Genomic DNA, 20466 nt, shown 5'->3' with positions numbered 1-20466 from the left:
TACAAATACCGTAGGTGAAACCTATGTAAAACAGAATACAATGAACAGCGAACCCGAAGGGTTCAATATCAACCATCATTCATCAAAAATAAAAAATGAACGAAATATTCAGTATAAAAGATAAAGTCGCAGTCATTACAGGAGCTTCCGGCGTTTTGGGAGGAAGCCTTGCCAAAAGTTTTATCGAAGCCGGTGCAAAAGTGGTGATGTTAGGAAGAAACCACGAAACACTGCAGTCCCGTGTAAAGGAACTTGCAGGTTCAGAAGATAATGCATTTGCCGTGGAAGCCAATGTAATGAACATTGAAAGTCTGGAAAAGGCATCAGAAAAAATCATCGAAAAATATGGTAAAATAGATATTTTACTGAACATCGCCGGAGGAAATATTCCTTCAGCAACCTTATCTCCCGACCAGTCATTTTTCGACATGAATATCAGCGGATGGGATGAGGTTACTGCTCTTAATATCAACGGAACCGTTTATCCTAGCTATGTTTTCGGAAAAATAATGGCGGAACAGAAAAGCGGCAGCATTGTTAATATTTCATCAATGGCAGCGTATTCTGCAATTACAAGAGTCGCCGGATATTCGGCGGCAAAATCCGCAATTACCAATTTTACCCAATGGCTGGCTTCCGATCTGGCTTTAAAATTCGGAGATAAAATCCGTGTAAATGCAGTAGCACCGGGATTTTTCATCGGAGATCAGAACCGTGCTATTTTACTCAATCCTGATGGATCTTTAACGGACAGAAGCAAAAAAGTAATTGCCAAAACACCCATGCAGAGATTCGGGGAAGTGGAAGAGTTAAACGGAACTGTACAGTTTCTCTGTTCAGATGCCGCAAGCTTCATCACCGGAGCTTTAATTCCCGTTGATGGAGGTTTTAGTGCTTTCAGCGGAGTTTAATTTTTTTAAATTGAATAATGAGTCATTTCATTAAAAATAAAGATATTTTCGGAGATTCGTTTTTGTTGGGATCAGCAAAAGCAGAGAACCTCTATTTTGGCTATGCGGAAGGAATGCCCATCATCGATTATCATAATCATCTGGAATCTGATGTCATTTCACATAACCGGAATTTCCGTTCTCCTACTGCAATATGGCTGGATGGCGACCATTACAAATGGCGTGCGATGCGCAATTTTGGGATTGATGAACACTTCATTTCCGGAAAAGCAGCCGATGAGGAAAAATTTCTTAAGTGGGCAGAAACCGTTCCTTATACGCTTCGGAATCCGCTATTTCACTGGACTCATCTTGAGTTAAAAAATACTTTTGGGATTAAAGAATATTTATCAGGTAAAAATGCGGCAGATGTTTACAGCTCAATGCAGGATTCCTTACAGAAACCTGATTTTACACCACAGAATTTGCTCAGAAATTATAAAGTGGAAGCACTTTGTACAACAGATGATCCTTCGGATGAGCTGGATCATCATAAAAAATTAAGAGCAGGAGGTTTCAGTACAGCCGTTCTGCCGAGTTTCCGGCCGGATATTTACATTAATATTATTGATCCCGAATCGTATATTCTCAACCTTAAAAAACTCGAAAAAGCTTCCGGAATCAATATCAGTTCGGTTTCCGATTTGTTGAATGCACTTCAGTCAAGAATCAATTATTTTGATGAGGTTGGAGCTAAAGTTTCAGACCATGGGTTTGAATATTTTCCGGACACAACGAAGTGGAGCTCAGATCTGGAAAAAGAGTTTTCAGAATTTCTGAAAGGCAACAAACCTGCATTTTCCAATCCGGATGCGCTTTGCGGATTTCTTTTGAAAGAACTTTGCAAAATGTATTCTGATAAAGGCTGGGTTCAGCAGTTCCACGTAGGGGCAACAAGAAATAACAATTCCCTCATGCTGAAAAGTATTGGCGCAAATACAGGTTTTGATGCAATCGGAGAGCGGTATTTTGCTCAAAGGATGAGTGTTCTTTTTGATGAACTCAATTCCGAAGACAAACTTGCAAAAACAATTATTTACAATTTAAATCCAGCTTATAATGAAGTTCTGGCTTCTCTTGCAGGCAATTTCAACCAATCCGGAATCCGCTCAAAAATACAGTTCGGTGCTGCATGGTGGTTTCTGGATCAGTTGGATGGAATGCAGAAGCAGATGAACACACTTTCGAATATTGGATTAATAAGCACATTTGTCGGAATGCTCACCGATTCCAGAAGCTTCCTTTCGTTTTCCAGACACGAATATTTCAGGAGATTGCTTTGTAATATGTTCGGAAGAGAAATGGAAGAAGGGCTTCTTCCCGATGACGAAAAATGGGTTGGAGCGATAATTCAGGATATCTGTTACTACAATGCCAAAAATTACTTCAACTTTTAAAAATGAATAAGGGAAATTCAAATAAAATTTTATGCTTTGGAGAAATGCTTTTGCACTTTGCTCCGGATTCTCATGGAAATTGGCTGGAAAATCAGTCCGTCAAAATTTATATAGGCGGAGCTGAATATAATGTGGCTTCCGCTCTTTCCAAATGGGGAAATAAAGTTTCTCTGTATTCTGCATTACCGGAAAATTATCTGGGCAATCTGCTGGAATTAAAATTAAATCTGGAAAAAATAGAAATCCTCGCAGAAAAATCAACTGGCAGACTGGGAACCTTTTATCTACCTTTTGATGGCGATATGCAGAATGCCAAAGTGATCTACGACCGTTTTCCTTCGGTTTTTTCAGAATCAGACTTTTCAGGATTTTCCGATGATGAACTTTTTCAGGATGTAGCCTGGCTTCATATAAGCACAATTACACCGGCTTTGAGCGATAATGCTTTTCAAAAATGTTTTGATTTGATGAAGAAAGCCAATGCCAGAAATATCAAAGTTTCTCTCGATCTGAATTACCGGGCTTCTCTTTGGCAGAATCAGAATCCTTTTGATAAAATCTCAAGGCTGATGCCGTTTGTGAATGTTTTAATGGGAAATATATGGTCAATTCAGGCATTTCTGGACATTTCAATCCAATACGAGTTAAAAGGAAATTTTGATGATGAAAACCTTTTAAAACAGGCTGAAAAATCGGCTTTGGAAATTCAGAAATCTTATCCCAATGTAGAAGGCATTGCCAATACTTTCAGATTCACAAAAGGGGACGAAGTTCATTATTTTGCAACCCTGTATTCCGAAGGAAAATTATTCATTTCCGAACATTACTATTCTGATAAAATTCTGGAAAGAGTAGGAAGCGGAGATTCTTTCATGGCGGCTCTTATTCACGGAATCATCAAAGGAAATACGAACCAGAGAATTCTGAATGACGCTGTAAAAGTAGCCTTTAAAAAACTTTTTGTACAGGGAGACACCATCAACGAAACGATTAATATCGAAAATTTATGAGTTCAACAATCATACAGAAAATAAAAGACCAGAAGATCGTTCCATTGTTTTACAATGAATCTTTCGACGTTTCAAAATCCATTGTAGAATCGCTTTATAAAGCAGGAATCCGCGTTGTAGAATATACCAATCGTGGAGCATCTGCTTTACAAAATTTCAGAAAACTGAAAGAACTGTCAGCGACAGAATTTCCGGAACTTTTCTTAGGAATAGGAACCGTAAAAAATGCAGCAGAGATGAATGAATACGTAAATGCGGGTGCAGACTTTATCATTACACCGGTGATCGATGACTCCATCGTGAAAAATGCCTCGGAAAGAAATGTTTTACTGATTCCGGGATGTTTTACGCCTTCAGAAATAAATCTTGCTTATCAGAACGGGCTTAGAATGGTAAAAATATTTCCTGCGGATGTCGTAGGGAAAAAATACATCAGATCAATCCTTCCTGTTTTCCCTGAAATGGAATTTATGCTGACCGGTGGAATCAGCTCTGATCCGGAAGATATTATGAGCTGGCTGGAAGGCGGAACAATTGCGGTAGGACTCGGAAGCTCTCTGATTAATCCCAATCTTTCTTCCGAAGAATTAAAAGATAAGATTAAAAAATTATTAATTCAGTTAAAGTCAAAATAAAATGCAGATACCTAAAACGAATCTCAGATGGTGGATGCTGTCTTTGGTTTTCCTTGCTACAACCATTAATTATCTTGATCGTCAGGTGATGGGATTGCTGAAACCAACATTAGAAACCGAATTTCATTGGAACGAAAAAGATTACAGCTATATTGTGATGGCTTTTACCGCAACATATGCATTCGGTTATCTGGCAATGGGACGTTTTATTGACAGAGTGGGAACCAAAATTGGTTATGCGGTTTCTTTGGTCGTGTGGAGTCTTGCATCTATAGGACATGGTTTTGTGAAGAGTACAATAGGATTTATTGTTGCAAGAATGTCTTTGGGGCTTAGCGAAGCCGGAAATTTTCCTGCGGCTATAAAATCTGTTGCAGAATGGTTCCCGAAAAAAGAGAGGGCTTTGGCAACAGGAATTTTTAATTCGGGAGCAACGGTCGGGGCAATTCTTGCTCCTGTTTTGGTTCCTTTTATTCTGGGGCATTACGGATGGCAGCAGACTTTTGTCTGGATTGGTGCATTGGGATTATTATGGATTATTCTCTGGTGGAAATTCTATTACACACCGGAAAAATCGAAGCTTGTAAGCCGGGAAGAACTTCAATATATTAAAAGTGACCAGCAGACACCGTCAGAATCTCATGAAAAAATTCCGCTGTCAGAATTATTGAAATACAAAGTAACATGGTCATTTGCCATCGGAAAAATAATGACAGACCCCATCTGGTATTTCTTCATGTTTTGGCTGCCCGCTTATTTTTCCGATGTTTTCAAAATGGATTTAACCAAACCTTCTATTCCATTAATCGTTATTTACAGCGGAACCACTATTGGAAGCATTGGCGGCGGTTATCTGTCATCATTTTTAATTAAAAAAGGCTGGGCGATCGGAAGAGCGAGAAGCATCGTGATGCTGTTGTTTGCATTAATGGTAGTACCGGTAATGTTTTCAAAATATGTAGAAAATATGTGGATAATAACCATTGTTATTGCGTTTGCAACTGCTGCGCACCAAGGCTGGGGAGCAAATCTCATGACAACGGTTGGCGACAGATTACCCAATAGCCATGTAAGTTCCGTGATCGGATTTGGCGGAATGCTTGGTTCGGCGGCAGGAATTATTTTCCCTCTGTTTATTGGTGTTGTTCTGGATACATTTAAAAAATCAGGAAATATTAATGGAGGATACAACATCATTTTCTTTATTGCAGGAATCTCTTATGTTGCCGCATGGCTGATCATTAAACTGATTAATAGGAAATCTGTAACTGAAGAATTAAACAAGAATTAAAATTACATCGGCTTTTAGTGAGGAATAAAATGCAGCTTTGAAAGATTTAAAAAGGTCAGATTCAATATTTTTCTGACAAGATTAAAAAACATAAATACCATATTAAACAATAATCTAAAAATATAATAATGAGACAGAGAATAATGCATTCGATTTTTTTAAGAAATAAACTTACTTTGTTGGCTACAGCCTCTTTACTTTCCGTAAGTCATTTTTCTGCACAGACTTTCTCAGATTTTACCTATCGTGGAAACGACAAAATATACAACGACAATCCCCTGAAACCGGACGAATTTTACTCCCCGATTCTTCAGGGCTGTTATCCCGATCCAAGCATTACAAAAAAAGGAGATGACTATTATTTGGTAAATTCTTCTTTCTCAATGTTTCCGGGAATTCCGATTTTCACTTCTAAAGATTTGGTAAATTGGAAGCAGATCGGTCATGTTCTCGACAGACCTTCCCAGCTTAAAGTTGAAAAAGGAGGCGTTTCACAGGGAATTTATGCACCGGATATCAAATACAACAAATACAACGACACTTTTTATATGATCACTACCCAGATTGCGGGTGGAGTCGGGAATATGGTCGTGAAAACCAAAGATCCTGCAAAAGGATGGAGCGAAGTACAAAAGCTGAATTTTGATGGGATTGATCCTGCCATTTTCTTTGATGATGACGGAAAAGCTTACATCGTTCATAACGATGCACCGCCAAAAGGAACCGAGCAGTATCAGGGTCATCGCGTTATAAAAATGTGGGATTACGATCTGGAAAAAGACCAGGTTGTCGCAGGTTCAGACAAAATTATTGTGAACGGAGGAGTAGACCTTTCGCAAAAACCAATCTGGATCGAAGGTCCTCATTTATACAAATACAAAGGGAAATATTACCTGATGTGTGCAGAAGGCGGAACCGGAGGTAACCACAGCGAAGTGATTTTTATGGCAGATTCTCCAAAAGGGCCTTTTGTTCCGGCTAAAAACAATCCGATTCTTACCCAAAGATACTTTCCAAGAGACAGAAAAGAAAAAGTAGACTGGGCAGGTCATGCAGATTTGGTGGAAGGCCCGAACGGACAATGGTACGGCGTATTTTTAGCAATCCGCCCGAATATCAATAACCGAGTAAATAAAGGTAGAGAAACTTTCATTCTTCCGGTTGACTGGAGCGGAACATATCCTGTATTCCAAAACGGTTTGGTTCCGATGAAACCGAAATTGAAAATGCCGGAAGGAATGAAAAATGAAACCGGACAAAACGGATTTTTCCCGAATGGAAATTTTACCTATAATGATAAATTAACCGATAAAAATCTGGATTTCCGTTGGATTGCAATGCGTGGACCGCGCGAAAATTTTATCACCACTACAAAAGCGGGGGTAAAAGTGAATCCTATGGAGAAAAATATCAAAGCTTTAGCTCCTGTTTCTGCATTATTCCGCCGATTGCAGCATGAAGATTTTGAAACCTCTGTAACGCTTGATTTTAAACCTAAATCCGAAAAAGAACTGGCAGGAATTACTTGCTACCAAAGTGAAAGATTCAACTACGTTTTCGGGATTACGAAAAAAGACAAAGATTTCTACATTGTTTTGGAAAGAACAGAAAAAGGGGAATCCAGACTGTTAGCAAGCGAAAAAATTTCACTTTCAAAAAATATTAAATTTCAGGTAATAGGAGAAAAAGATGAAATCAGCTTCAGCTATTCTTTGGATGGCAGAAACTTTAAAAATCTCGGCGGTCCGGTTTCTGGAGACATCCTTTCTACCGATGTGGCAGGCGGATTTACAGGAAGTCTGATTGGATTATACAGTACTTCTTCCAATGACATTGTGCCGAATCAATAGTAAAAGCAATCACTCGGAATATGAATTGGAACGGGCTTTAGCCCGTTTTTCAAAAAAAGAACAGCCAATTCGGCTTTAGCCAAAATAAAAGATCATACAGGCTTTTAAAAGGCTAATTCGAATTTACAACAGATTGATTATCAATAATGTCAAACTGAGCTTGTCAAAGAGTTTTTTAGATTGATTAAAACCAAACCAAAATTGCAAAAACGTGAAAATTAATATACCATTTTATATAGTTTCTTTTTTGGGATTTATCGGGCTGAATCCACTTTCGGCCCAGATAAATCATTCTGAAAAGACGACAACTCATTTTACCAACCCCATCATTTGGGCGGATGCTCCGGATTTATCAATTACCCGAAATGGTGACGATTTTTATCTGATAAGCACCACTATGCATCTGATGCCGGGAGCTCCTGTAATGCATTCCAGAGATTTGGTACACTGGGAAATGTTGAGCTATGTTTTTGATACACTGAATGATAATTCTAAATATGACTTGCTTAACGGAACCGTTTACGGACGTGGACAGTGGGCATCGTCAATTCGTTTTCACAAAGGAAAATATTACGTTTTGTTTTCTCCTAATGATGAGCCTTTTAAATCCTATTTTTATGTTACCGACAATCCTGAAAAAGGAAACTGGAAACTCATTACGAGAACCAGACATTTTCACGATGCGTCTTTGCTTTTCGATGATGATGATCGGGTATATGTCTTTACCTCAAATAAAGTTTTTGAGCTGAGTCCCGATTTTAAAACCATTATCGGAAATCAGGACGGAACAGAAGTCTTTCAGAAAGATGAATCAGAAACCGGACTTTTGGAAGGCAACCAGATCATTAAAAAAGACGGAAAATATTATATGATGATGATTTCCTGGCCAAGAGGCGGAAAACGCCGTCAGGAAGTGTACAGAGCCGATAAAGTTACCGGACCGTACGAAAAAAAGATCGTTCTGGAAGACAACTTTCTTGGATTTTCTTATGCCGGACAAGGCGCTTTGATTGACGATAAGAATGGCAACTGGTATTCCCTGATCTTTCAGGACAGGAATGGAGTAGGAAGAGTTCCGGTTTTGCTTCCAGTGAAATGGGAAAACAACTGGCCAATTTTGGGTAATAACGGAAAAGTACCTTTCACGGGTGAAGTTCCGCTTCCGACATTTAAACCAAAAAATCATCTGGTAGAAAGTGACGAATTTTCAGGTAAAAAAATGAAAATACAATGGCAGTGGAATCATAATCCTGTCAATTCAGCATGGTCTCTATCCGAAAGAAAAGGCTTCCTACGGTTGAAAACAAGCAGAGTAGTGGATAATTTATACCTCGCTCCAAACACCTTAACGCAGAGAATGGAAGGTCCTAAATCCACTGGCATCGTTTCTTTAAATGTGAAAGGAATGAAAGACGGCGATGTTGCAGGTTTCAGTGCTTTTAACGGTGACTCCGGCATTCTGTCTGTCATAATGGAAGGTGGTAAAAAATTTATTGTTTTTTCATCCGATGCAGTCAGTTTAGATAACAAGACCAAGGCAGTTATAAGCGTTAAAAAAGAGGAGAAAAAGCGTATTCCTCTGAATTCCGATACCGTTTATTTTAGAATTGATGCCGATTTCAACCTCGGAAAAGATCTCGCAGATTTCTATTACAGTACCGATCAGAAAAACTGGACCGAAATGGAAAAAGGATACAAAATGATTTTCGATTACCGAAGATTTTTTATGGGTTCCAGGTTGGCAATCTTCAATTATGCAACCAGGAATCTGGGTGGTTTTGTAGATGTTGATTTTTTCAGAGTCAATACTATTTCAGAGTAATGATGTGGGATTATTTTTGGGGTAGCTTATCCGTCTTCCACTCCCGCTTTTTTATTCGTCGTTTCTCCTCACAAAAAGAGCTCCGTTCAAGCCGGGCTACGAGAGATTCGCTGTTTAAAAAGACATATGAGCTCCGTAGGAGCATTCTGTTAATAGAAAAAAGTTGCGTCACCAAAACAAAGCCTCGTAGAGGCGAACTGTTAATAAAAACAGACGATAAAATTTAAAAAACAAATCAAATCCATTTGAATGAATAATTTTTTTATCAAAATCAATAAGTGTAAAAATTACAAATAAAAATCATGAACAGATCCATTATATTAACAGTCACTTTCATGTTATCCGGAGTTCTTTTTTCTGCACAGACTTCCGATAAACAGGCACCACAGGGTTTTGATGTAGAAAATCCTACAATTTCTCACGGAAAAATAGATACGGTTCAATATCTCTCAAAAACGGTAGGAACGACCAGAAAAGCCCTGATTTACACTCCACCCGGATTCAAAAAAGGAAATAAATACCCTGTTCTTTATCTTCTTCACGGCATCGGCGGGGACGAAAAAGAATGGTTTAATCAGGGAAAACCAAATGTTATTCTCGACAATCTCTACGCACAGGGAAAACTGCAGCCGATGATTGTTGTTTTACCGAACGGAAGAGCAATGAAGAATGACAGAGCAACAGGAAATATTATGGCTCCGGATAAAGTAGAAGCATTTGCAACCTTCGAAAAAGATCTGCTGAATGACCTCATTCCCTTTGTAGAAAAAAAATATCCGGTTAAAAAAGACAGAGAAAACCGCGCTTTGGCAGGGCTTTCAATGGGAGGCGGACAAACCCAGAATTTCGCCTTCGGAAATATGGATAAATTTGCATGGTTGGGTGCATTTTCTTCAGCTCCCAATACAAAAGAGCCTGGTCAGCTTTTACCCAATCCGCAGGATGCCCTGAAGCTGAAACTTATTTTTATTTCCTGTGGCGATGCGGACGGACTGATGCCTTTCAGTAAAAGAACCAGCGACTATCTCAAAAAAAACAAAATCCCCCATATTTTTTACATCGAACCGGGCGGTCACGATTTTAAGGTCTGGAAAAACGATTTATATATTTTTTCACAGCTTTTATTCAAGCCTGTCGACAAATCTCAGTTTAGTAATTTTACGGTTTTAGGAACACCCGCAGCAACCAATATTAGGAATGCACAGTATCCTCAAATTCTTCCCGACGGAAGAGTGATGTTTAAAATCAAAGCTCCGGAAGCACAAAAAGTACAGATCGATTTGGGAAAAAAATATGACCTGAAAAAAGATCTCGATGGATTCTGGACAGGCACAACAGATCCTCAAAGCGGAAGTTTTCATTACTATTCCCTGCTGATTGACGGTGTTGCGGTTGCAGATCCCTCCAGCGAAACATTTTACGGAATGGGAAGATACGCCAGTGGAATCGATATTCCTTTTGAAGGAGATGATTTTTATGCTTTAAAAGACATTCCTCACGGGGACATCCGCATTAAAAATTTTTATTCCAAAGTCACCAATTCATGGAGAAGAGTCTTCATTTACACACCGCCGGGTTACGACCAGAATTCCTCCGAATCTTATCCCGCACTGTATATTTTACATGGCGGAGGCGAAGATGAAAGCGGCTGGGCAAAACAGGGCAAAGCCAATCTTATTCTGGATAATCTGATTGCAGAAGGAAAAGCAAAAAAAATGATTATCATTATGCCCGATGCCAATATCGGACAGGCAGGAATCCGAAATTTCGGCGAACGCAATCTTCAGCTTTTTGAAAGAGAACTGAAAGAATCTGTCATTCCGTTTGCAGAAACCAATTACGGAATTAAAAAAGGCAAGGAAAATCGAGCTTTGGCAGGACTTTCTATGGGTGGAATCTATACATTATATACAGGAATTCAGAATTCCGAGATGTTCTCAGGTTTAGGCGTTTTCAGTTCAGGATATATGCTGCCTGCGCTTCAGGACGTTGCCGACAAGCAGTATAAATTTTTAACGGAAAATAAATCTGCCTTTTCATCCAATATCAGAAATTTTTGGATTTCAATGGGTGGAAAAGACGATATCGCCTATGAAAACGGTCAGAAAATGCTGAAAGAACTGGATAAAATCGGAATTAAATATTCTTATACAGATTATCCTGGAGGTCATACATGGCCGGTTTGGAGAAACAGTCTCTGTGAGTTTGCGCAAGGGCTTTTTAAAGAGTAAAATCGTATCCAAAGTCAATTAAAAATGAAAAAAATAATGTTAAATATCTGTCTGATAGGCTTTTCAGGAATATTATATTCGCAGAATCCTATTATTCAGACCAACTATACCGCCGATCCGGCTCCGATGGTGTACAATGACAGGCTTTATGTTTACACTACCCATGATGAAGATGATTCTACATGGTTCACGATGAACGACTGGAGAGTTTATTCCACCAACGATATGGTGAACTGGACCGACCACGGAACAATCCTTTCCTACAGCGACTTCGACTGGGCAAAACGTGATGCGTGGGCGGCACAGTGCGTGGAAAGAAACGGTAAATTTTTTATATACGTTCCGATGTGGTCTAAAACCAATAATAAAGGAGCGATTGGTGTTGCGGTGGGAGACAGTCCGTTCGGGCCGTTTCATGATCCGCTTGGAAAACCTCTTGTGCAAAGCGAATGGGGCGACATCGATCCGACGGTTTTTATTGATGACGACGGACGGGCGCATATGTACTGGGGAAATCCGAAACTCAAATATGTAAAACTGAATCAGGACATGATTTCTTACTCCGGCGAGATTGTTGAAGTTCCCATGACAGAAGAATCTTTCGGGAAAAGAGACGGAAAAGAAAATCCTGAAAGACCGACAAAATATGAGGAAGGACCTTGGTTATATAAAAGAAAAGATCTGTATTATCTCTTCTGGCCGGGCGGTCCGCTTCCTGAATTCATAGGCTACTCCACAAGCAAAAGCCCAAAAGGTCCATGGAAATACGGCGGAATTGTAATGCCAACCGAAGGGAAATCGTTTACCAATCATCCCGGAATTGTTGATTTCAGAGGAAAAACCTATTTTTTTTATCACAACGGCGCTTTGCCGGGAGGAAGCGGATTTACAAGATCCGTAAGTGTGGAAGAACTCAGTTTTAATAAAGACGGCTCGGTTGTACCCATCAAAATGACGAGTGGAATAACCAAAGCCATTGCAGCCATTAATCCTTACTCATTTAATCAGGCGGAAACAATTGCATGGTCAGAAAATGTGAAATCTTATCAGAACAAAGCAGCAGGCGTTTTTATCAAAGCAAAAAAAAGCGGCGCTTACACCAGTGTGAAAAATGTGGATTTTGGCAGAAAAGGAGCCGCTACATTTTCAGCAAGAGTGGGAACAACACACAGCAGTGACGTGATAATGGATGTTCATCTGGACGGTATTAACGGACTATTGGTTGCCACGGTAAAAGTCCCTTTAACCGGCGGAGACGACCGTTGGGAAACCGTGAAAACAGAACTGAAGGAAAAAATTACCGGCGTTCACGATGTGTATTTTGTATTTAATGGAAAAGCACCTAAAGATATTATGTTTTTCGATTATTGGACTTTTCTTGAAAATAACTGATTATGATTAAAATATCCTACCTCTCCATATTGTTGTTGTTCCTCACCGGAATTTCAGGTTTTGCACAGGTCGCAGAAATCTCAAGCCCCGACGGAAAATTAAAATTAAATGTCTTTGCTGAAAACGGAAAAGCTCTTTACAATCTTAGTTTTGAGGGAAAAATAATGTTGGAAAAATCTCCTTTAGGTCTGATTACCAATGAATCTGATTTTTCTGAAAATTTGAAATTCGTTGATAGTAAAAAAGATAAGGTTTCTAAAAAATATACCAACGAGAAAATCAAGAAATCACAAGTCAGTTATACAGCAAATACTTTGACAGTCAATTTTACCAATGCAGACAATTTCACGATGGGAATCGAATTTCAGGTGAGCAATAACAATCTGGCTTTCAGATATGAAATTCAGTCGATGAAAGACCATTTAAGTGCGGTCGTACAGTCAGAAACTACAGGCTACAGATTCCCGGCTCAAACCACAACTTTCCTTTCTCCGATGATGAAGCCGATGACAGGTTTTGCCAGAACGGCACCAAGCTACGAAAGTGGATATAAAGCTGATGCAGAATTAGGAACAAAAGCCGATTATGGTTATGTTTTTCCGGGATTGTTTCATGTCGGAAACGATGGATGGATTTTATTGTCTGAAACTGGTGTAAACAGTCTCTACTGCGCTTCTCATTTGGATACAAACCCGGAAAAAAATCTTTATCAGGTTGCTTACCCGAATAAAGCTGAAAACAATGGATTTGGAAGTACAGGAGCATCCATTTCACTTCCGGGAAAAACGCCATGGAGAACCATCACCATTGGCGATTCTTTAAAACCGATTGTAGAAACCACGATTCCTTTTGACGTTGTGGAGCCAATGTATGAACCCTCACAGAAATATACCTTCGGAAAATCAACCTGGAGCTGGATTTTATGGCAGGACAACAGTATGAATTACGAAGATCAAAGCCTTTTTATCAATTTAGCATCAGAAATGGGGTATGAATACATTCTGATTGATGCACTTTGGGACAAAAACATTGGCAGAGAAAGAATGAAAGACCTCATTCAATATGCCAGATCCAAAAATGTAGGTGTATTGCTTTGGTACAATTCCAACGGTGCTTCCAATGATGCGCCGATGGGACCGAGAAACAAAATGAGTTCCTCCATAGAACGCAAAAAAGAAATGAAATGGCTGAAAGAAGCAGGAGTACAAGGGCTGAAAGTCGATTTTTTCGGTGGTGATAAACAGGAAACAATACGTCTGTATGAAGACATCCTTTCCGATGCCAATGATTTTGGGTTAAAAATTATTTTTCACGGAGCAACATTACCGAGAGGCTGGGAAGTAATGTATCCGAATTATGCAGGAAGTGAGGCAGTTTTAGCGTCCGAAATGCTCTATTTTTCCGAAGATATCCGCAAACAGGAAGCTTTTTTCGCCTCGCTGCATCCCTTCATCAGAAATACCGTCGGAAGTATGGAGTTTGGCGGGACTTTTCTCAATAAATATTTAACGAAATCCAACAAAGACAAGAATAAAAGATACACAACAGACAGTTTTCAGTTGGCAACGGCGGTTCTGTTTCAGAATCCGGTTCAGATGTTTGGGATAACACCGAACAATCTGAACGATGCCCCAAAATTTCAGCTTGATTTTATGAAGAAGATCCCGACACTTTGGGATGAAACCGTTTTTATAGACGGTTATCCCGGAAAATATTCCGTGATCGCAAGAAGACATCAGAATCAATGGTATGTTGCCGGAATTAATGCAGAAAAAACGGTAAAAAAATTGAAAATCAGTCTTCCGATGTTCGCCGGAAAAACGGTAAAATTCATTAATGACAATGCTCAGGGAAATTCATCAGAAAAAGAAATAAAAGTGAGTAAAAAAGGTGATTTCACTGTAGAAATTCAGCCAAACGGAGGATTTGTTTTGAGAAATTAATTGGTTTTGGGCAGCTTTTTCCGCCTTCCACTCCCGCTTTTTTGCCTCCGCTTTGCTGCGGCAAAAAGAGCTCCGTTCAAGTCGGGCTGCGGAAGATTCGCTGCACTCAAAGAATCCGAAGGATTCAATATCAATAACCATAGGTACAAATCTATGGAAAGAGATATGGATAAATCCGAACCCTGAAAGGGTTCAATTTGATAAGCCATTCAAATTTTATTTAAATAGAAAATAAAAGATTATGAATCAGATAAAAATGTTTTTTCTCGTCATGGTATTCGGATGCTGTTTACAACTCAATGCAACAGAACCGTTCATCAGCAAAGAAAAAAATTCGGAAACAATTGTATTAAAAGAAAGATCAGTCCCTCTTTCGATTCTTTTCACCTCCGGAATGGATAATGGAATTTTAAGAGCAGTTAAAAATCTGCAGTCCGATTTTCTTAAGGTAACGGGAAGTGAACCCAATATATTGAATCAGGTTTCGGAAATGAATTCTCCTTTAATCATCATCGGAACAGTAGGAACAAAATCGGTAGTTGATGATCTCATTAAACAGAAAAAAATCGACGGAAAATCTTTAACCGGAAAAAATGAAAAATACATCATTCAGAATGTAAGCCATCCATTTCCCGGCCTTTCTGAAGCAATCGTCATTGCCGGAAGCGACAAAAGAGGAACCATTTACGGCATTTATGAAATGTCTCAGCAAATCGGGGTTTCGCCATGGTATTACTGGGCAGATGTTCCGGTTGAGAAAAAGGAAAACTTATATTTTAAAAAAGGAATGTATACAGACGGAGAACCTGCAGTAGAATACCGAGGAATTTTTCTGAATGACGAAGAACCTTCGTTGGGAGGATGGGCGAGAACAACTTTTGGAGGAATCAATTCTAAATTTTACGAGAAAGTTTTTGAGCTGATTTTAAGGCTGAAAGGCAATTACATCTGGCCAGCCATGTGGGGAAAAGCTTTCTATGACGATGATCCTTTGAACGGACCTTTAGCCGATGAAATGGGAATTATTATGGGAACTTCACACCACGAACCGATGGCTCAGGCTCAGACCGATTGGCATCGGTACATTAAGAAGAATAATTTACCGAATGTCTGGGATTATTCCAAAAATGAAAAAGTTTTGCAGGAATTCTGGAAATTGGGGCTTGAAAGAAGCAAAAACTGGGAAAAATTAGTCACAGTGGGAATGCGCGGCGACGGTGATGAAGCGATGGGAGAGGGAACGAACATCTCCCTTCTGGAAAAAGTAGTGAAAGACCAGCGAAGAATCATTGCTGAGGTGACCGGTAAAAAAGCAGAAAAAACACCTCAGGTTTGGGCTTTGTACAAAGAAGTTCAGGAGTATTACGACAAAGGAATGCGAGTTCCGGATGATGTAATTTTATTATTCTGTGATGATAACTGGGGAAATGTGAGAAAACTTCCGGATCTTTCAAAACCTTTGCACAAAGGCGGTTACGGAATGTACTACCACTTCGATTATGTGGGCGGACCGAGAAATTCAAAATGGATCAATATCAATCCAATTCAGAGGATTTGGGAACAGATGAATCTTTCCTACGAACATAAAGTGGATAAAGTTTGGGTGGTAAATGTCGGAGATTTGAAGCCAATGGAATTTCCTATCAGTTTTTTCCTTGAAATGGCATGGAATCCGAAGCAGTTCAATTCAAAAAATCTTTTAAAATATACCGAAAAATGGGCAGCACAGCAGTTTGGTGAAAAACACGCCGGAGAAATTGCGGGAATGATTAATCTGTATGCAAAATACAACCGTCGCGTTACACCGGAAACACTGGACAGCAAAACATACAGTCTGGAAAACTACCATGAATTCGAAACTGTTTTAAATGATTACAGAGCATTGGCTGTTGATGCATTGCGCCTGAAAGAGCAGATCCCTGCAGAATATCATGATGCCTATTATCAGTTAGTTCTTTATCCTATCGATGCATGCAGCAATTTGTATGAAATGTATTATGCCGTTGCAAAAAACAAGGAATTGGCTGCCAGATACGATTTAAAAGCAAATTATTTTGCGGACAAGGTAAAAGAATGCTTTGAGAGAAATGCATATCTGGATCATAAATACAACAATGAAATTGCCGGCGGGAAATGGAAACACATGATGGATCAGATGAGAATAGGATACAAAACCTGGGCAGACGGAAAAGAAAATATAATGCCTGAAGTAACCTATGTATATGATGATAACGCTTCCAAAGAAAAAATATTTCAGGAGAAAAACAGCTATATTTCGATAGAAGCGGAAAATTTTGCGAGAACCAGCCATTCAGACCGAATTCATTGGGAAGTGATTCCGGATTTTGGTAAAACTAAATCCGGCGTGACTACCTTTCCACAGAATGCCTATCCAAAAGCGGATGAAAATATTTATCTGGAATATGATATGAATTTTGAATCCAAAGGCGAATTCGAAGTCCAGTTGTTATTGGCGCCGACTTTGAATTTTAATCACAACAAAGGACTGCGTTATGAAATTTCTTTTGATAATCAAACGCCGCAGATAGTTAATTTCAATGGTCATTACAGAGGCGAATTGGGAAGATGGCAATCCGAACATATCATAAAGTCCGCAACGAAACACCAGATTTCCCAACCCGGAAAATATACGCTGCGATTCCGTGTTTTGGAGCCTGGGATCGTTCTGGAAAAAATACTGATCAATACGGGAGGTTTACAGCCTTCTTATCTGGGTGCACCCGAAAGTGAAATTCTTCACTGAAAATCAGCAAATAGTAACAACAATCAATGCTTTGCTTATGAAACATTAATCCAATTTGTCATTCTCTTTTTTTAAATATTGTTTTCAGCAAATACAGGACAAGGAAAACAGCAGAGGCTTTGTAACAAAACTTTATTTAAACCCGCTGCCTGATACAGTTCAGGGAATTTTCTTGATGGTTTTTCAATAATAAACCGTCTTGAAGGGGATTGTATATTCCATACTTTACTGAAAAATGATCAAAATTAAAACTAAAACATTATGAAAAAACGTTTAAACTTTTTAGCAATTCAATCTATTTTTCTGCTTGTTAGCTGTTTTTTTTACGGACAGCTTACCACCGTTAAAATCGATAAAAATACCTCGTACCAGAAAATAAAAGGATTCGGAGGATTTGTCTGCAGTCCGCAATTCGCTTATAATCATATGACGACTTCCGAAATTCAGACGCTTTGGGGAACAGGAAGTGAAGGAGGCTATAATATCATGAGGCTGTATATTCCGGAAGACAGCAGCAACTGGAGTGCTGTATTACCAACGGCACAATTAGCAAAATCAATGGGGCTTACTATTTTCGCAAGTCCGTGGACAATGCCCGCAGCCTGGAAAACCAATAACCATGTGAATGCTGTTTATACAGATGCCAACGGAGTCCAGCAGATCGGATATTTGAAACCTGAAAATTATCAGGATTATGCATTGTATCTCAACAGTTTCGTTACCTATTTACAAACAAATGGAGTGGATCTGGATTATATCTCCATTCAGAATGAACCGGACGAAATGGCTCAATATCAGGGATGTATCTGGACTCCGACTCAGATAGCGACTTTTGTAAAAGATTACGGACATCTTATCAACTGCAAAGTGATTGCACCGGAAAGTGTAGGTTTTACCGATAACTTTGCCAATGCCATGCTGAATACTGCTACTATGGCTAATTTCGAAGTTTATGGAGGACACCAGTACGGATTAATGCAGTCGGCTTACAAACAGTTCCAGAATTATAATAAAGAAATCTGGCAGACAGAGTATCTGATTAATTGGAACTCCGGCAGCCAGACTCCGCGTGATTTTAGCTGGAATCTTGATGCTTTTAACTTTGCTTCAAGCATCAATAATTCCATGCTCGGTAATATCAATGCGTGGATTCATTATGCTTCAAAAAGATATTACGGGTTAATGGGCGACGGAACTTACGGAACACCAACAGGAGTAATGTCTAAAAGAGGCTATATTCTGTCCCATTATGCAAAATATGTAACGGGAAAAACAAGAATTGATGCCAAATGGGACGATAAAACCGGAACTTTACAAGGATCTTCCTATATTTCCGCAGATGGTAACCAGATTGTTTTAATGGTGATTAATTCTTCTGCCAATACTTATAATCTGAAGGTTGATCTGCCATTCTATACCACATCGGGAACAAAAGTACTCACAAATGCTTCTTCCAATATGGTGACCACGCCGATTTCATTCAGTACACCCACTTTCCGTCCCGGAGCGGATATCGCTCCATCCAGCGTCATGACTTTCGTATTCAATAAAAGTGGCGACAGACCGGTTTCTCTGATGACAGGCGGAAATGTTCATTACAATAAAATTGAAACACAAACAACCACCAATTCCGCTTTCGGAACTGCTTTTAACATCAGTAATACAACGGTAACATTTTCCAATCCAAGTCCTTTGATCAGTAATAATATGACTGCTTCAAACGGTTATCTTCAGTTGAATGACAGATTTAACAAACTAATTTTACACGTTAACAGCTACACCACAGCCGGACAAAGCTATTCAGATAATACGGCTCTGTATTATATCAACAGTCAGGGTATTGCAAAATCTTTCAACTACGGAAGGATCAATTTTCCGGCAGGAGGAAATTTTGATATTACCCTTGATATTTCGAGACAGGTGCTTACCGACGGATGCAAAGGAATTTTAGGACTTAGAAATTCTAACTACAGTTCCGTTCTTACCTTAAATTTAGGAGATGTTTATTTTAATGTAGGCAACGAAATTGCTTCAAAATTTGGCGGAACCTATTCAGACAGTGACAGTAACCTTATGGATGCACTCGAAAATGGCTACTTTACCTCGCTGGATTTCAGGACGACTGCGGGAATTACCCCTTCAAATAACTGGCAGCCTGTAAGTGTAAATTCAAACAACATATTTTATGTGAATTCCGGTGTAAATTCAACGTCAAACAATGTTATTTCCGGAATGGCATGTTCCAATCTTGTCCTTTCAGATTTGGGCAAAGATTTTCAGGTTCCGTTTAATTTCAGCACGACATCAGCTTCTTACAGCAGAACTTTTAACGGGTATGAGACTTTATTGTTACCTTTTGAAGCCAATATTCCTTCAGGAGTATCGGTATATCTTATGTCACCGGGCGCAACAGCAGTTTCGGGAACCCAGATTTCTGGTGGAACAATTCCTGCTAATACTCCGGTACTTGTGAATGCGACAGGAAACTATACTTTTACAGGTACAGGGAACGTTTCTACGCCGAAAGCCATTACGGTAAATCAGATGAACGGAGTCTATCACACCATAAAAGTTCCGGCTAACAGTTATGTTCTGAAAACAGAAAGCGGAGTAACAGGCTTTTATAAAGTTGTTGCAGGAAACGAACCGATGATTAATCCTTTCAGAGCATACCTCACGGAAGAAAATGTATATTCCGCAAATATGATCCCTCTCAATTTTTCTGTATTGGCTGCACAGGAAAACAGTCTGCAGAAAGATGCTATAAAGCTTTATCCTAATCCTGCAAAAACGGAAATTTTTGTTGAATTAAAAACTCAGGATGCAACGGCTAAAATTTATGATGCAAGAGGAGGCTTGGTGAAATCGGGATTGAAAATGACAGCAGGGAAAAACCGTATCGGAATCAGCGACCTTTCTGCAGGAACCTACTTTATTGAAATTTCATCACCAAACAAAAAAATATCATCACAGAAATTTATTAAACAATAATCTGTATATCAGTTAATTCATCAAAGCCATCATCAGTCTGATATTTTGATGGCTTTGTTTTATTCAATAAAAATCATTACTCGAAAATAATAAGTGTTATTTATACATTTATATAATATAGAATCTTATATTTGTTTTTGTTACAGAATTAGCTGAATGTACCCTGTAATAATTAAAGATTTTTAACCAT

General features: G+C 39.1%; 12 protein-coding genes. All 12 read left to right on the top strand.

Translation table 11 applies throughout. The features are described 5' to 3' along the window. The first annotated feature begins 95 nt into the window (after nt 1-95). The 12 genes from AC52CF_RS12605 (at nt 96) to AC52CF_RS12550 (ending at nt 20276) form a co-directional block, all read left to right on the top strand. Complete coding sequence (locus tag AC52CF_RS12605) at nt 96-911, top strand: SDR family oxidoreductase (RefSeq protein WP_214589408.1); 816 nt, start codon at nt 96-98, stop codon at nt 909-911. Nucleotides 912-928: 17 nt separating this feature from the next. After that, nucleotides 929-2347: a glucuronate isomerase gene (uxaC, locus tag AC52CF_RS12600; RefSeq protein ID WP_496517227.1), complete on the top strand. Its 1419-nt coding sequence runs from the start codon at nt 929-931 to the stop codon at nt 2345-2347. A gap of 2 nt (nt 2348-2349) precedes the next feature. Then, nucleotides 2350-3357, top strand: a complete 1008-nt coding sequence (locus AC52CF_RS12595) for a PfkB family carbohydrate kinase (protein WP_214589410.1) — start codon at nt 2350-2352, stop codon at nt 3355-3357. Beyond that, nucleotides 3354-3992, top strand: coding sequence for a bifunctional 4-hydroxy-2-oxoglutarate aldolase/2-dehydro-3-deoxy-phosphogluconate aldolase (locus tag AC52CF_RS12590; RefSeq protein WP_214589411.1), 639 nt, complete (start codon nt 3354-3356; stop codon nt 3990-3992). Before AC52CF_RS12595 ends, AC52CF_RS12590 begins: the two co-directional genes overlap by 4 nt. A gap of 1 nt (nt 3993) precedes the next feature. Continuing rightward, the gene (locus tag AC52CF_RS12585) at nt 3994-5283 is read left to right on the top strand and encodes an MFS transporter (RefSeq protein WP_214589412.1); all 1290 of its coding nucleotides are present in this window, start codon (nt 3994-3996) and stop codon (nt 5281-5283) included. 128 nt (nt 5284-5411) lie between these two features. Further along, nucleotides 5412-7133, top strand: coding sequence for a glycoside hydrolase family 43 protein (locus AC52CF_RS12580; protein WP_214589413.1), 1722 nt, complete (start codon nt 5412-5414; stop codon nt 7131-7133). A 211-nt stretch (nt 7134-7344) separates the two neighbouring features. Continuing rightward, nucleotides 7345-8955 carry a glycoside hydrolase family 43 protein gene (locus tag AC52CF_RS12575; RefSeq protein ID WP_214589414.1) on the top strand — a complete coding sequence of 537 codons (1611 nt, stop codon included), beginning with the start codon at nt 7345-7347 and terminating at the stop codon, nt 8953-8955. A 302-nt stretch (nt 8956-9257) separates the two neighbouring features. Beyond that, a complete protein-coding gene (locus AC52CF_RS12570) occupies nt 9258-11186 on the top strand; it encodes an alpha/beta hydrolase-fold protein (RefSeq protein ID WP_214589415.1) in 1929 nt (642 codons plus the stop codon). 24 nt (nt 11187-11210) lie between these two features. Further along, on the top strand, nt 11211-12578 hold the full coding sequence (locus tag AC52CF_RS12565) for a glycoside hydrolase family 43 protein (protein ID WP_496517226.1): 1368 nt from the start codon (nt 11211-11213) through the stop codon (nt 12576-12578). A gap of 2 nt (nt 12579-12580) precedes the next feature. Further along, nucleotides 12581-14521 (top strand): glycoside hydrolase family 97 protein, encoded by a 1941-nt coding sequence (locus AC52CF_RS12560; RefSeq protein WP_290261463.1) that lies wholly within the window; start codon nt 12581-12583, stop codon nt 14519-14521. Between the two features lie 241 nt (nt 14522-14762). Beyond that, nucleotides 14763-17285, top strand: coding sequence for a glycosyl hydrolase 115 family protein (locus AC52CF_RS12555; RefSeq protein WP_214589418.1), 2523 nt, complete (start codon nt 14763-14765; stop codon nt 17283-17285). Between the two features lie 261 nt (nt 17286-17546). After that, nucleotides 17547-20276, top strand: a complete 2730-nt coding sequence (locus tag AC52CF_RS12550; protein WP_496517225.1) for a T9SS type A sorting domain-containing protein — start codon at nt 17547-17549, stop codon at nt 20274-20276. The last annotated feature ends 190 nt before the right edge of the window (nt 20277-20466 follow it).

Source organism: Chryseobacterium sp. 2P, from assembly GCF_059579425.1.
Note: the sequence above shows the minus strand (reverse complement) of the source record. Positions and strands in the feature narration are given on the sequence as shown.

Coding starts and splice junctions, on each gene's coding strand:
- AC52CF_RS12605 (WP_214589408.1), top strand. CDS start 96: ATGAACGAAATATTCAGTATAAAAGATAAAGTCGCAGTCATTACAGGA.
- uxaC (WP_496517227.1), top strand. CDS start 929: ATGAGTCATTTCATTAAAAATAAAGATATTTTCGGAGATTCGTTTTTG.
- AC52CF_RS12595 (WP_214589410.1), top strand. CDS start 2,350: ATGAATAAGGGAAATTCAAATAAAATTTTATGCTTTGGAGAAATGCTT.
- AC52CF_RS12590 (WP_214589411.1), top strand. CDS start 3,354: ATGAGTTCAACAATCATACAGAAAATAAAAGACCAGAAGATCGTTCCA.
- AC52CF_RS12585 (WP_214589412.1), top strand. CDS start 3,994: ATGCAGATACCTAAAACGAATCTCAGATGGTGGATGCTGTCTTTGGTT.
- AC52CF_RS12580 (WP_214589413.1), top strand. CDS start 5,412: ATGAGACAGAGAATAATGCATTCGATTTTTTTAAGAAATAAACTTACT.
- AC52CF_RS12570 (WP_214589415.1), top strand. CDS start 9,258: ATGAACAGATCCATTATATTAACAGTCACTTTCATGTTATCCGGAGTT.
- AC52CF_RS12565 (WP_496517226.1), top strand. CDS start 11,211: ATGAAAAAAATAATGTTAAATATCTGTCTGATAGGCTTTTCAGGAATA.
- AC52CF_RS12560 (WP_290261463.1), top strand. CDS start 12,581: ATGATTAAAATATCCTACCTCTCCATATTGTTGTTGTTCCTCACCGGA.
- AC52CF_RS12555 (WP_214589418.1), top strand. CDS start 14,763: ATGAATCAGATAAAAATGTTTTTTCTCGTCATGGTATTCGGATGCTGT.
- AC52CF_RS12550 (WP_496517225.1), top strand. CDS start 17,547: ATGAAAAAACGTTTAAACTTTTTAGCAATTCAATCTATTTTTCTGCTT.